The sequence below is a fragment of the Methylocystis parvus OBBP genome, from assembly GCF_027571405.1.
Lineage (GTDB): Bacteria > Pseudomonadota > Alphaproteobacteria > Rhizobiales > Beijerinckiaceae > Methylocystis > Methylocystis parva.
In genome coordinates this window covers 2,210,715-2,224,567 of the sequence record NZ_CP092968.1, presented here as the reverse complement: position 1 = coordinate 2,224,567, position 13,853 = coordinate 2,210,715, and the positions used below count along the sequence as shown (strand labels likewise).

General features: G+C 61.3%; 12 protein-coding genes. 6 read left to right on the top strand and 6 right to left on the bottom strand.

Translation table 11 applies throughout. From position 1 onward, the window contains the following. The 6 genes from rbbA to MMG94_RS10795 form a co-directional block, all read right to left on the bottom strand. Complete coding sequence (gene rbbA / locus MMG94_RS10820; protein WP_016920385.1) at window positions 1-2,796, bottom strand: ribosome-associated ATPase/putative transporter RbbA; 2,796 nt, start codon at window positions 2,794-2,796, stop codon at window positions 1-3. Window positions 2,797-2,818: 22 nt separating this feature from the next. Next, window positions 2,819-3,829 carry an HlyD family secretion protein gene (locus MMG94_RS10815; protein ID WP_016920386.1) on the bottom strand — a complete coding sequence of 337 codons (1,011 nt, stop codon included), beginning with the start codon at window positions 3,827-3,829 and terminating at the stop codon, window positions 2,819-2,821. A 139-nt stretch (window positions 3,830-3,968) separates the two neighbouring features. Beyond that, window positions 3,969-5,141: an acetate/propionate family kinase gene (locus MMG94_RS10810; protein ID WP_016920387.1), complete on the bottom strand. Its 1,173-nt coding sequence runs from the start codon at window positions 5,139-5,141 to the stop codon at window positions 3,969-3,971. A gap of 11 nt (window positions 5,142-5,152) precedes the next feature. Then, window positions 5,153-5,932, bottom strand: coding sequence for an enoyl-ACP reductase FabI (gene fabI / locus MMG94_RS10805; protein ID WP_016920388.1), 780 nt, complete (start codon window positions 5,930-5,932; stop codon window positions 5,153-5,155). 7 nt (window positions 5,933-5,939) lie between these two features. Continuing rightward, complete coding sequence (locus tag MMG94_RS10800; protein ID WP_016920389.1) at window positions 5,940-6,893, bottom strand: phosphate acetyltransferase; 954 nt, start codon at window positions 6,891-6,893, stop codon at window positions 5,940-5,942. After that, complete coding sequence (locus tag MMG94_RS10795) at window positions 6,893-9,058, bottom strand: DUF3141 domain-containing protein (RefSeq protein ID WP_154419827.1); 2,166 nt, start codon at window positions 9,056-9,058, stop codon at window positions 6,893-6,895. Before MMG94_RS10795 ends, MMG94_RS10800 begins: the two co-directional genes overlap by 1 nt. 242 nt (window positions 9,059-9,300) lie before the next feature. On the opposite strand from MMG94_RS10795, the gene ppk2 reads away from it, so the two are divergent. The 6 genes from ppk2 to MMG94_RS10765 all read left to right on the top strand — a co-directional run bounded on the left by ppk2 (window position 9,301) and on the right by MMG94_RS10765 (window position 13,816). Further along, window positions 9,301-10,155: a polyphosphate kinase 2 gene (ppk2, locus tag MMG94_RS10790; RefSeq protein ID WP_016920391.1), complete on the top strand. Its 855-nt coding sequence runs from the start codon at window positions 9,301-9,303 to the stop codon at window positions 10,153-10,155. A gap of 264 nt (window positions 10,156-10,419) precedes the next feature. Beyond that, window positions 10,420-11,571 carry an alpha/beta fold hydrolase gene (locus MMG94_RS22130; protein ID WP_202948261.1) on the top strand — a complete coding sequence of 384 codons (1,152 nt, stop codon included), beginning with the start codon at window positions 10,420-10,422 and terminating at the stop codon, window positions 11,569-11,571. After that, window positions 11,543-11,725 (top strand): alpha/beta fold hydrolase, encoded by a 183-nt coding sequence (locus tag MMG94_RS22125; RefSeq protein WP_016920393.1) that lies wholly within the window; start codon window positions 11,543-11,545, stop codon window positions 11,723-11,725. Before MMG94_RS22130 ends, MMG94_RS22125 begins: the two co-directional genes overlap by 29 nt. Window positions 11,726-11,738: 13 nt before the next feature. Continuing rightward, window positions 11,739-12,575 (top strand): hypothetical protein, encoded by an 837-nt coding sequence (locus MMG94_RS10775; RefSeq protein WP_016920394.1) that lies wholly within the window; start codon window positions 11,739-11,741, stop codon window positions 12,573-12,575. 704 nt (window positions 12,576-13,279) lie between these two features. After that, entirely contained in the window at window positions 13,280-13,531 is a 252-nt protein-coding gene (locus MMG94_RS10770; RefSeq protein ID WP_016920396.1) for a hypothetical protein, read from the top strand. A 54-nt stretch (window positions 13,532-13,585) separates the two neighbouring features. Then, window positions 13,586-13,816 (top strand): hypothetical protein, encoded by a 231-nt coding sequence (locus tag MMG94_RS10765; RefSeq protein ID WP_016920397.1) that lies wholly within the window; start codon window positions 13,586-13,588, stop codon window positions 13,814-13,816. The last annotated feature ends 37 nt before the right edge of the window (window positions 13,817-13,853 follow it).

The following is a 13,853-nucleotide window of genomic DNA, read 5'->3' as shown; positions in this document are numbered from 1 at the left end:
CTATTTCTCCTGCTTCCTGAGCGCGAGCGTGCTCACAGCCCAGAGGACAGGGATGCAGATGGCGAGAAAAGTAACGTCCGGCATCAGGAGGTCGGGCCCGAGCCCCTTGGTGAAGGCGCCCTTGCTCGCATGCATGTAATAGGTCGTCGGCCAGATGGTGCCGACGAGCTTGGCGTTGCCCGCCAGCGTCGAGACGGGCTGCAACAGGCCGGAGAACTGGATTGTCGGCACCAGCGTGATGATCGCCGTGATGAAGACGGCGGCGACCTGGCTCGACACGAAGGTGGAGATGACGAGGCCGAGGCCCGTGGTCGTCGTCACATAAAGCAGGGTGATGAGGGTGAGCATCAGGAAGCTCCCCTTGATCGGAATGCCGAACACCGCGACCGCCATAATGACGAGGATGAAGTAGTTCAGCATGCCGATGGCGATATAGGGAAGCTGCTTGCCGAGCAGATATTCGAGCCGCGCCGTCGGAGTCACATAGAAATTAATGATGGAGCCCAGCTCCTTCTCTCGGACGACGCTGATCGCCATGAGGATGGCGGGGATCAGAATGAGCAGGATCGGCGGCACGCTCGGCACGATCGCATAGACGCTCTCGAACGTCGGATTGTACATATAACGATCCTGGAAATTCGCCCTGTATTTGGGCGGCTTCAGGTCCAGGCCGTTTGAGGGGTCCTGCAAGGCCTTGTCCTGAACGCCTTGCACATATTGCGAGACGGTCTCGCCGCGGAAGGTGTTGGCGCCGTCGACCTGCGCCGAAACCTCGGGGCGGGCGTTCCTCAGAAGGTCGCGCCCGAAAGTCGGTGGGATTTCGACGACGAGCGAGATGTCGTCCGATTGGAGCCGCCGGAGCGCGTCCTCCGCCGAGCTGACCGGACGGGTCTCCAGAAAATAGCGCGGCGTCCCCGCGAATTGCTGAAGATAAGCGCGGCTTTCGGGCGACTGGTCCTGATCGAACGTCGCATAGCGCACATGTTCGACGTCGGTCGTGATGCCGAAGCCGAAGACGAGCATGAGCACAGCGGAGCCCACAAAGGCGAAGGCGAGCCGCACGGGGTCGCGCAGAATCTGCATCGCCTCGTTGGCGCTATAGGCCAGCATGCGGCCAATGCGCAGCGCTATGCCGGAGAGATGCTTGGGCTCGGGCTTTTCGAGCGCCTTGTCGGCCGCCGCCTGCGCGGCTTCCTCGGTCTTGCCGGCGGCTGAGGCGCCGATGGCGTCCTCCATATAGCCGATGAAGGCCTCCTCAAGCGTTGCGGCGCCACGGGCCTCGATCAACTTCTTCGGGTCGTCGCAGGCCAGAACCTTGCCGGCGTTCATGAGCGAGATGCGGTCGCAGCGCATCGCCTCGTTCATGAAGTGGGTCGTGACGAAGATCGTCACGCCCTGATTGCGGGAGAGATCGATGAGCAATTCCCAGAAACTATCGCGGGCGACCGGATCGACGCCCGAGGTCGGCTCGTCGAGAATGAGAAGCGGCGGACCATGCAACACGGCGACGGCGAGGGAGAGGCGCTGGCGCAGACCCATGGGCAGATCGCCGGCGAGCGCGTCCATATAGGGCCCAAGGCCGAACTTCTCGACGAGTTGGTCGATTCGCTCCTGCGCCTTCTTCGGCTCGATGTGGTAAAGCCGCGCGTCGAGAACGAGGTTCTGACGCACGGTCAATTCGCCGTAGAGCGAAAAGGCCTGCGTCATATAACCGATATTGTTGCGCACCTCGATGCTGCCGGCCTCGACCGACTGCCCGAACAGCGTCGCCGAACCTTCGGTCGGCGGCAGCAGGCCGGTGAGCATTTTCATTGTCGTCGACTTGCCGCAGCCATTCGAGCCGAGGAAGCCGAAGATTTCGCCGCGTTCGATGGTCAGCGTCACATGGTCGACCGCGACGAAATCGCCGAAGCGGCGAGTGAGCCCCTTCGCGTCGATGGCGACTTCCTTCTTGCCCTCGGGACGCGGCGGGATCGTCAGCTCGACATGGCCCGTGCGCTTCTCTTCCGGCAGGAGCTGGATGAAGCACTTTTCGAGATCGCTCGTGCCCGTGCGCGCCATCAGCTCGGCCGGCGTGCCGGTCGCCAGCACCTTGCCGGCGTCCATGGCGACAATCCAGTCCCATTGCTGGGCTTCGTCCATATAGGCGGTCGAGATGATGACGCTCATGCTCGGCCGGCCCGCCCGAATATCGTCGATCAGCGACCAGAACTGACGGCGCGACAGCGGATCGACGCCCGTCGTCGGCTCGTCGAGAATGAGCAGGTCGGGTTCATGCACCAGCGCGCCGCAGAGACCGACCTTCTGCTTCATGCCGCCGGAAAGCTTGCCCGCCGGGCGACCCGGAAATGGGCCGAGACCCGTCGCGTCGAGCAACTCCTTGACCTTCACGGGTCGCTCGGCGGCCGAGAGGCCGAAGAGCCGCGCCATGAAGTCGACGTTTTCCTGGACGCTCAGCTCAAAATAGAGATTCTTGCCGAGACCCTGCGGCATATAGGCGATGCGGGGACAGGCGTCGCGGCGGTGCCGCGCGTCGGCCATGTCGCCATTAAGGGCGATGACCTTGCCTTGCTGGATTTTCTTGGAGCCGGCGATGAGCGCCATCAGCGTCGATTTGCCGACGCCGTCCGGCCCGATAATGCCGACCATGAGCCCGGCCGGAATGTCGATCGACAGGTCATCGACCGCGACGCTCTCGCCGTAGCGATGCGTGACGCCCGAAACGGAAACGACCGGCGCGCGCTTCGAAGCGCCCTGTTCCGCCAGCCTCGTCGCCTCTAGCGGCTCCGCGCTCATGGCCTGCGGGCCTTCGCGCGCGTCAATGCTGAACGTCCTTACCGGCTGTCTCCGGCGCGGCCGCGCTCTGGAGGAAGGCGGGCCATTCGACGGCCGGATCAAGCTTCACATAGCCGACGCCGCGCACGCCGGTTTTGATGGCGTCGATGTAGGAGCTGACGATTTTTTCGGGCACCTTGATCTTCACGCGAAACATCAGCTTCTCGCGCTCGCTCTTCGTCTCGACCTGCTTGGGCGTAAACTGCGCTTCCGGCGAGACGAAACTGACAAGGCCGGGGACCGCGCGGCCGGCCATATGGTCGCCAACGATGCGCGCCTCGGCGCCGAGCTTCACTTTCGCGGCGTCGGCGGAGGGAAGGAAGATTTCCATATAGACGTCTTCGAGATTGACGAGCGTCATGGCCTTCCCGCCAGCCGCCAGCACTTCGCCGACCTCCGCGAGTTTGTAGAGGACGCGGCCAAGAATGGGCGAACGCAGCGTCGCGTCGTCAATGCGCGTCTGGATCGTCGCGACCTTCGCTTTCGCGACATTCACTTCCTGCTGAATCGTTCGCAGCTTGGCTTCTTCTTCCTGTAGAGCGGCGGACGTCGTTTTAAGCTGTGTGTTGCGCACATCGAGCTCGCGCTGCGAGCCGGCGCGTTGCGCGACAAGATTTTTGCTGCGATTGACTTCAACCTTGGCGAGATCGATCTGGGCCTTGCTTCGGACAATGGTCGCCTTGGCCACCGATTCTTTTTCCTGCGTCGCGACGACGTTGAGCTTGGCTTCCTCAAGCTGAGCTCGCAAGGTGTTCGTTTCCATCTGCACGACCACGTCGCCCGGCTTTACGAGGTCGCCTTCCTCGAAGAAGATTTGCTTGACGCGCAGCGACTCCTTCGGCGCGATGTCGACAAGCTTGGCTTCAAGGCGTCCGTTGCCGGAGGCGATGCCGGCGGGTAGCGCGCTCTGCTTGTCCCGCCAATATTGATAACCGAAAAAGGCCCCGACTCCGACGACGGCCGCGGCGATCAACAGCGTGGTTTTTCCAGACATCAGAGCCTTTTCCCTGCGGAGTCGTCACGCGAGAGCTAAAACGTGACTGTTGGTCCACATGTTAACGTTACCTTAACACTGCCTACCCGCGCGCGTGCAACCGAAAGAAACTTTTTCACAAGAGATCCGGGCTTTTTATTCATGAAAGGATCAAATGCGACGCGCTTTGCGCGATCGCCAATTCTTCATTCGTCCGGATGACGTAGACAGCGACCGTCGAGTGAGAGCTAGATATCTTTATGTGCGCGGCGCGGTTCGCCGCCTCGTCCAGCGCGACCCCGAGCCAAGCGCAACCCGCCGCGACTTCCGCGCGCGTCCCGGCGTCGTTCTCGCCGATCCCGCCGGTAAAGACGATCGCATCGAGCCCGCTCAGCGCCGCCCCAAGCGAACCGATCTCACGGATGATGCGGTAGATGAAAAGATCGATCGCCTCTTTCGCCGTGGATTCCAAGGAGGCGCGAAGCGTCCGCATATCGGAGGAGATTCCTGAAACGCCAAGCAAACCTGATTTGCGATAAATCAGATCCTCAAGATCGCGTGCGCTTAACCCATATTGGTCGATCAGATGCACCAGCACGCCGGGGTCGATGGCGCCGCATCGCGTGCCCATCACGAGGCCGTCGACAGCGGTGAAACCCATCGTGCTCGCGACGCTCTTGCCGTCCTTCATGGCGCAGAGGCTCGCGCCATTGCCGAGATGCGCCACGATGACGCGCCCCTTGGCGATCTCCGGCGCGATCTCCTTTAGCCTGCCTGCGACATATTCATAGGAAATGCCATGAAAGCCATAGCGCCGCACGCCAGCCTGTGAATATTTTCGCGGAATCGCGAAGGCCTGGGCGATCGGCGGCTGGCTCGTGTGGAACGCCGTGTCGAAGCAGGCGACCTGCGGCAGCTGCGGATGCTCGGCGAGCATGGCCCCGATAACCGCAAGGTTATGCGGCTGATGCAGCGGCGCCAGCGGAATGAAGGCGGCGAGCTTTTGGACGATTTCCTCCGTCACGCGCAGCGGCGCGGAAAATTCCCCGCCGCCATGCACGACGCGATGGCCCACGACCGAAATATCCGTGCCGTCGAGCCAGGGCGCGGCGATGCGCATCATCGCGCGCGTAGCGGCTGCGTGGTCGAAGCCATCCGGTGGCTGGTCTTCCGTCAGAAGCGTCTCGCCGCCGGGGCCGGAGAGCTTCGCGCGCGGCGTGGCGCCGATCCCCTCGATCACCCCCTTGAGACGCAGCGCTGGCTCCGCCGCCGCGTCAAAGACCGCGAATTTGATGCTGGACGATCCGGCGTTAACGACGGCGATGGCGGACATTGTCTCTCCCGTCAGGCGACGATGCTGGCGCCGCTGTCGATATAGACGGTGTCGCCCGTGAGCCTGTGCGCGAAGGGCGTCGCGAGATAGGCGCAGGTCCAGCCCACATCCATAATGTCGATCAGCTCCCCAAGGGGAGCCTTGGAGGCGGCTTCATTCAGCATGAGGTTGAAGTCCTTGAGGCCGGAGGCGGCGCGCGTCTTCAGCGGGCCGGGCGAGATGGGGTGCACGCGAACGCCCTTCGGCCCAAGCTCATAGGCGAGATAACGGCAAGCGGATTCCAGCGCGGCCTTGACCGGCCCCATGACATTGTAATTGGGCACGACGCGCTCTGCGCCGAGATAGCTCATCGCGAACATGGCCCCGCCCTCCGTCATCAACGGCGCTGCAAGCCGCGCCATGCGGATGAAGGAGTGGCACGATATGTCCATCGCCTTCGCGAAACCCTCCGCCGAGCAATCGAGCAGGCCGCCTTGCAAATCTTCCTTCGGCGCGAAGGCGATGGAATGGACGAGAATGTCGAGCCGCCCCCATCGCTCTGAAATGAGATCGAAGACCGTCTCGAGTTCGCCGGGCCTCGTCACGTCGAGCGGCGCGACAATTTCCGCGCCGAGTTCTTTCGTAAGCGGCTCGACATGCGGTCGCGCCTTGTCATTCAGCCAGGTGACGGCAAGTTCGGCTCCCGCTGCGCGAAAAGCCTTTGCGCAGCCATAAGCAATCGACTGATCGTTGGCGACGCCGACAATGAGCGCCTTTTTGCCGGCGAGAACCTGCGCGACTTCCGTCTGCATGACTGCTTCAACTCCGCGTCGTCGCCGCGTCCCGGCGCGCTTTGGCCAGAAGGGCCGCCACCGCGCAGGAGGCGAGCCGGGCGACGAGCGAGTCGGCGCGGCTCGTGAGGATCACCGGAACGCGCGCGCCGAGCACGACGCCGGCGCAGTCCGCGCCCGCAAGGAAGGTGAGGCTCTTGGCGAGCATATTGCCGGCTTCGAGATCGGGAACCACCAGAACATTGGCTCTGCCAGCGACCGGAGAAACGATCTTCTTCGTCGCCGCCGCCTCCTCGTCAATGGCGTTGTCGAGCGCCAGAGGACCATCGACAAAGGCGCCGGTAATCTGGCCGCGGTCCGCCATCTTGCTCAGCATGGCCGCGTCCATCGACGACTGGACCTTGGAATTGACCGTCTCCATGGCCGATAACACGGCCACGCGCACTTCGGGAAACCTCAGCGCATGCGCAAGATCGACCGCGTTCTGCACAATATCGACCTTCTCTTCGAGCGTGGGCGCAATATTCACAGCCGCGTCGGTGATGATGAGCGCATCGGGATGGTCCGGCACGTCCATGACGAAGCAGTGACTGATGCGGCGCGATGTGCGAATGCCGGTGTCGCGTGCGACGACGGCGGACATCACCTCGTCCGTATGCAGGCTGCCCTTCATCAGCGCATTAGCTTCGCCGTTGCGGACAAGCTCAACCGCCTTGGCCGCCGCATCATGGCTATGCGCTGCGTCAACAAGCCTGACAGCGCCAATCTCGACGCCAGATTGGGCGGCGACCTCGCGAATGCGCGCCGCCGGACCGACCAATATGGGCTCAATCAGTTTGAGCCGCGCCGCTTCCATCGCGCCCTTGAGCGAGACTTCGTCGCAAGGATGGGCGATCGCGACGGCGATGGGACCTGCGCTCGAGGCGGCCTCGATCAGCCGGTCGTATTTTTCATGGCTCCCGCGCCCCGCCGCAGATTTCATCAGGCCACCTTGCTCGTCCTGTGATCGGGAAGGGCGTCGACGCGCGCGCCTGCGAGGCCGAACGCGTCCCTGACGCGATCGAAGCGGATCATCTGGTCCGGTAGAAGGGCGCCGTCGGCCGTCGCGACGTCATGAACCGTCACGAGCAACCTCGCCCGTCGCTCTGCGTCATTCGGCAGCATTCTTGATATCGCGTCGAGCGCGGCCGCCGAGTCGACGCGCAGCAACGCGGCTTGGTTGCGCATCATCTCTTTCAGCTCACGCTTGGTCACCCGCGCGCCTTCAGGCGTACTCTTGCGGAGCGCTTCTATGGCGTTGAAATGACGCTCGTCGGCGCCTTCGCCGGCCTGGATGTAAAGCAGCGCCCGCAGCCCGGCCTCGATCGGCCCGCCGCGCGATAAAGCTGCGCCCATGAGCGCCGAGGCCTTGGGCGCCTCGATCGCCATCTTCTCCGCTTCCGACCTTGCCGGCGCAAGTCCGACCGCCGTCTGCAGCCATGGCACGCCATAGACCGACAGGAAGATATTCTCCGTCGCCGCCTCGCGCCACTTGGCGAAGATGTCGAGATTTATGACGATCCACGAGGAAGCCATCTTCTCGATAGCGAGGTAGGGATTGTTCGGATCGACAGGATGGCGGTTCGCCTTGATCTTCTCCGCGGCGGCAGCGACCGGCCGCATGGCGGGATTGCGGTCGCTGAAAGCGCGGAAAGCCACGCGGTTCGGATGCATTTCGCGCAGGAACTCGGCGGTGGCGGGCGTTGAAAGCGCCTGTATGCCCGGTTGCAGGAACTGCTCGTAAAGCGACTTGTTGATCTGCGAAACGCGGGCGACCGCCTCGAAGCGCCGTTCGTCGGCGGCGTCGTTGCAACCCAGCGCGCGTATGTCGTCGAGCGTGCGCGGCGAAAGCCTGGCGATATATTTGCCGGAGATCAGCTCCGCATGGGTCGTCGCGGAGTCGGCCGCCGACAGGACAATTTCGTAGAGACCCGGCGGCATCGCATCGATCAGATCGATGTTGAAGACGAACTCTTCATGCTCTTTCTTCGCGACCTTTCCCGAGACGAAAATGCCGAGATGTCCGACGCTGGGATGCAGGCAGTAGGCGATCGTCTGACCGTTGGCGATGATGTCGTCGACATCCCTATAGAGAGTGAGCAGCCAATCGAGCGCCTGCTGGGGCGGCGTGATGTCGTCGCCAAAGGAGCAGAAAACGATGATCGGGGATTTGATCCTGCGCAGGTCGATCGCTTCGCCGCCCATCACGATCTCGCCGGCCGCCAGACGGTCGCCGACGAAGAGTTCGTCAACGATGAACTGAATTTCCTCGCCGTTGAGCAGCACGGGATTGCCCCACCATTTCTCAAATTCGAGATAGCGCGGCCCCTCCGTATCGACCTTCGAATAGACGTTGTACTGCTTGGTCCAGAGCGTGTTCGACGGGTTGTTGGACTCGAAATTCGAGACGAGCCAGGCGCCGTCAAAAACGCCGTCGCCGAGATCGCTTGTGAGCTCGGCGAGCCATGTCCCGCCCAGCATCCCGCCGAGATAGCGCATGGGATTCTTGCCGCGCACGCCGGCCCAATAGGAAAGCGGCGTTCCAGCGATGAGGATCGGGCCTGCGAGATCGGGCTCCAAAGCCGCCATCATCATGATCTGCCAGCCCGCCTGACAATTGCCGATGAGAACCGGCCTGCCGTCGGCGTTCGGGTGCCGCTCAATGATTTCACGGACGAATTGCGCTTCCGCGCGGCAGACGTCCTCGATCGTCTGGCCGGGGATGGGGTGCGGCAGGAAGCCGACGAAATAGCAGGGGTGGCCCGCACGCAACGCGACGCCGATCTCGCTGTCGTGCTTCATCCCGCCAATGCCGGGTCCATGGCCGGCGCGAGGGTCGAAAACGATGAAGGGGCGCTTGTCCGAATCTATCGTAACGTCAGCCGGCGGGACGATCCGCACGAGGGCGTAATTGACAGGTCTTCGCAGCCCACGCCCGTCAATAAGGACTTCCGCTTCAAAATTCAAAACATGGGGCGCTATACGCGCGCTCTGCACGAGGTAATCATTGCCGCGGCGACGAAGGATGTTCAGGAAAAGAATCGAACGTTCGCAGGCGTCGCGCCAATAGTCGAACAGCAAGCTTGTGGACGGGACGGTCGCAGACATACGCCATTCCTCACATATAGGCGCGGGGCTCGGACGCACATGACCGATGCCGCAGCGCACAAGATCTAGCGCGCCCGTCCTGACAAGTAAATATTTCGGGACGCACTGCGCCTGTTCGCCATCCGGAAAGGTTAAGTTCACGTCAGTCGCTCCTGACACAGATCACGAAATATTCCGATAGGCGCGTCGCACGGTCAGCGCTATCCTCAGCGATGTTTCGCTTCGCGTAATTGGTGCGGGCCATGGGCAAGAAGAATAAAGCAAAGAGCAAGGATAAGGAGGCGACGACGGCTTCCGATGTCGCGGTTGCGCAATCAGGGGCGCCGGAAAAGCTGCCGCGCAAAACATATGAAGCCGAGCTCGCACGGCTACATGTCGAGCTCGTCCAGCTTCAGGAGTGGGTAAAGCGGGAAAAGAAGAAGATTTGCGTCGTCTTTGAAGGGAGAGACGGCGCCGGCAAGGGTGGCGTCATCAAGGCCCTGACCGAGCGCGTCAGTCCGCGGACATTCCGCGTCGTCGCTTTGCCCGCGCCCACCGAACGTGAAAAGTCGCAAATGTATATCCAGCGCTATCTGCCGCATCTGCCCGCCGGCGGCGAGATCGTGATTTTCGACCGAAGCTGGTACAACCGCGCCGGCGTTGAACGCGTGATGGGTTTCTGCACGGAAAAGCAGGTCGAAGGATTCCTGAGCGCCACGCCGAAGGTCGAGCAGGCGATGGTGGAGTCGGGAATCGTGCTCCTGAAATATTGGCTGGAGGTCAGTCCCAAGGAGCAGACCAAGCGCCTTGAAGACCGCATCAATGACGGTCGCAAGCTGTGGAAGCTGACCGAGATGGATCTGAAATCCTATACGCGCTGGGACGATTATACGCGCGCCCGCGACGAAATGTTCGCGGCGACCCATACGCCGTGGGCTCCCTGGCATGTCGCTAAATCAAACGATAAGAAACGTGCTCGGCTTAACGTCATCACACATCTTCTGAACGCGATTCCCTATGAAGAGTCCGCACGCCGGAAGATCGAGCTGCCGAAGCGGAAGATAGATGAAGAGCTCGGCGCTGACTATTTGTCGATGTTAATCCCGGAAGCATTCTGAAACGCCTATCTTGATCCGTCCGACCCGATCGAAGCGATCAATTTTCGCATGGAGCAGCGGGGGCTGACGCGGCGGGCGCCGTGCAGACCGCAATAGTTCCCTTATCTACCCCAGAGCAGCTCAGACAGGGTCTCCTAGCCCGAGATCAATAGTGTACTGGTGCTTCCGAGCATCTAGGCGCGAACGCCCAAACGAGCGTTACTGAAGCAGGTCGAAGCCAGGCCTTCAAAAAAACAACGTCTCCCTAGCCTTTCCAGTGAAGGAATGAGCGATGAAAATTGGCGCGTTCCCATTTCGCGCACAGCCGCCGGGGCAGCAGCGACGAGAGTCGCTAAGGAAGCACAGTGCGCTGGCTCCTTCGAGGCGCACTTTGCGCAAGCGCAAGTGATTCGCGCCGAGGGTAGTACGTCACCAGCTGAGAGGTTCGGTCACCCGGGCTTTGCTAACATAACGAAGGCTGAATATGTGGCGTGGGGCAGAAGCAAGTTTGAGCAAGGCGAAATCACGCTCGATGATCTGTTTCAGATTCAGTTCGCCGGAGGGGATTTCGATGGAAGCGTCCTTCCATACGGGAAAGCGCGTCGCGTTTTTCGACGACCTGACCAAGAACAAAATCACAGCGTGTTGGGCGTCGGATCCGCAGTCAATGATCCCTGCATATCATCATGTTCTGACGTCGATGCCGCGGCGCGATTGAAGATGAGAGTCGAAGTTCAGCGCAAGCAAGAGAAAGCAGTGCGGGACGCCATGTTACGCATTCGGCGCTCTGGCCGTATCGTCGCGACACTTCTCGTCACGATTCTCGCAGTCGGCGGTTGCGTCTCGATGGACGGCGTCGCAACGTCGGTCCTTGCCGAGCGAAAGGTCGAGCACGTCGTCGCAGGAAGAGGCATGCCGGCCGTGATGTTCGAAAACGGACTCGGCGGTCGATTGGAGTGGTGGTCCAAGATTCTGCCGGACATCGCGACGGAAACCACCGTTTTCGCCTATAATCGTCCCGGCATCGGCGCGAGTGCGCCGGCGACGACGCCGCGCGACGGCGTCACCATCGTCGAGGAACTCCGCGCGACCCTTCGGGCCAAGGGGATCGCGCCGCCCTATGTGCTGGTCGGTCATTCCATCGGCGGTCTTTACGTCCAACTCTATGCGCGCCGTCATTCCGACGAGGTGGCCGGCCTCGTGCTGGTCGATTCGACGCATCCGGAGCAGTTGAGCGGCGCCGGCGCGCGCAAGAAATGGCCGGGTCTTGGTCAAGCTCGCCATCGACGTGGCGTCTCCAGGACTCGCGCAGGAAGAGCTGGGCGCCCTGCCGGCGACCGGCGCGGCGCTCGTCGCCTTGCCGCCGTTCACCGGCAAGCCCGTCACGATCCTCAGTGCGGCCAAACCCATGAGCGAAAGCTCCGAACTCGCTCGTGACAGCAACGCCAAGCAAATCGACATCGTCCGCCTCAATCCCGGAGCCCGCCAGTTGTGGGTCGACAGCGGTCACGCCATTCCCCTCGAAAAGCCGGAGGCGGTCGTCGCCGCTGTCCGCGAGATCCTGTCGATCCTGCGTCGCCAACAGCGCTGAAAGGAACGCGGCCATGACCCACGTCAAGAGCCTGACGAATTGCATCTCGTCGACAGAGTCCCGCTATCCGTCTAATAAGAAGAGTGAATGGCCCTGTGTGATTTCGGGCGCCTTGATCGCTTTGGCGGGCTTCGTCAGTCCTGCCGCGGCCTGTTCCAACCTCCCCAATATCTGCGAGCAACATGAGCAGATGCACAACTGGAACATGGAGCGCGCCCGCGAGGCTGCGCAGGACTATTACGAACAACAAGAAGAAGAACGCCAACGTCGTCGTGATCTCGCCGCGGAGGCGGCGCAGCTGCCTGACAAAACCCAGACGCTGCTCGACTCGACGCTGGCGATGGCCAACATCGCCAAGAACACGATCGAGGAATCGGCGCGCATGTCAAAAGACCCGCGCTATTCCTGGGTCAGGAACGGCAAGTGGGAATTTTTCCAGGACACGCATACGAAAAAGCCTGGCGAGTTCTGCGTCGCCATGTTCATCAATGTCCACGGCGCGGTGCGCGTCTCCGGGCCCGGTGACGACTACCAAGGAGCCATGCTGACGTTCTGGGGTCCGAACATTCCGAAGCCGGCTGCGGTGCGCACGATTCAGGTGTCGCTGACCCAGTCGGATGACGGGCAGACGCAGACGATGAACGCCTTCAACTATACTGATCGCAGCTACAAATACGAATATGGCGTCATAGCGCTCGCAGTGCCGACCGCCGATGCGCTCCTCTCCAACATGCAGGATAAGCTGGGCTTCCGACTCGATGTCAGCGGCGAGACCGTGCTCGATATCGGATGGCGCAGCGGGTTCATGGCCCGCGATAAATTAAGCCGTTGCATTGGTAAGCGCAGTTGAACGAGACATTCATGTCCTCGCGGAACGCCGCATGTTTTCGTTATTGATGAATCTGAAAAGAACGACTGCGAGAGGGTGGAAATTTACGTGACCTGCAAAATCTCCACCCGGTTCGCGACGCGTCTTTGCGCCTTGGCCCTCTTCGCGCAAACCTCGGCCTGCAGCGCAGAAATTGCCGCCGGATGCTCCAACGGTGCAAGACGCACGTAAATTTCTAATTTCACATACCGACGCCGGATGCGACGATACCGATAACGCACACCTTATCAAGGATGACCGGATAATCGTGGCGCCGCGAAGCGGCAATGTCGCCACGATCATTTATGATCTCCATTGCGAGTATTCCGCCGCCCGGACCCGCGTGTTCTTACTGTGGCGGACTCTCCACGGCTACCGGCTAATGCACTTCGCGAAGCCTGTATATGAACTTCGCTGGGCTGACGACATCGGATCCGAACTGGCGGAGAAGCCCAGGGCGACCGGATATGAGGTCGTGACCAGGCTTCCGAACGGGAAAATCAATCCAAACAGCCTGGAGATAACGAGCAATGAGTCTTGGGGCGCTCGACGCCTTATCCGATGATCTGGGATTTCATCATTATGAGAAATATTTACCCCTTGCCCATCCTGCTCCTCGCCTTCGGCTCGGTGTCTGCGCGGGATCGGGCGTCACAAGCAGGGATGAGATCGCCCACGAGAAAGGCATGAAATATTACTTTGGCGCGCCGGGAACGCTCATTCTCCTGGACGAGGCCGACAAGGAGATAAAGCGCGTTCCGCTTGCACCGAGGAATGACGCGCTAGAAACCGCCGCTCTGACGCGAGACGATGTGCAAACCATCCTGAATGCGTTCGTGATCCGCGCCGAGACGCCGCGGATTTTTTTCGAATCTGGAACCTCGGAGTTGAAGGCGACGATAGACGGCAATGCGAAGCTTTCCTGCGTCGCGCATTGAGTTCGCATGTCGATCTGCGCTTGAGCTCTCTCACTCAAAGATCAGGGTCGTAAAATGTCAGAAACAAAGCGCGCCGCGCGACGGGTCGTCCGGGTGGTCATCGTCGCAATCGCAGCTCTGCGGATTCTCACATCGCTCCCCGTCGAAGCCGCTCCTCGGGAGAAACTCGAGGTCATCGACTCAAGCGCTCGATCCGAATGGATTATGGATGAACACGCATGGGACGGCGGCGTCCGCTTCTATTTTCTCAATGCGAACCATATAAGTCCGGCCTGCCTGACCTGACCCCCAATTTTGCGCTTGGCTGCGACAGCAGCGATCC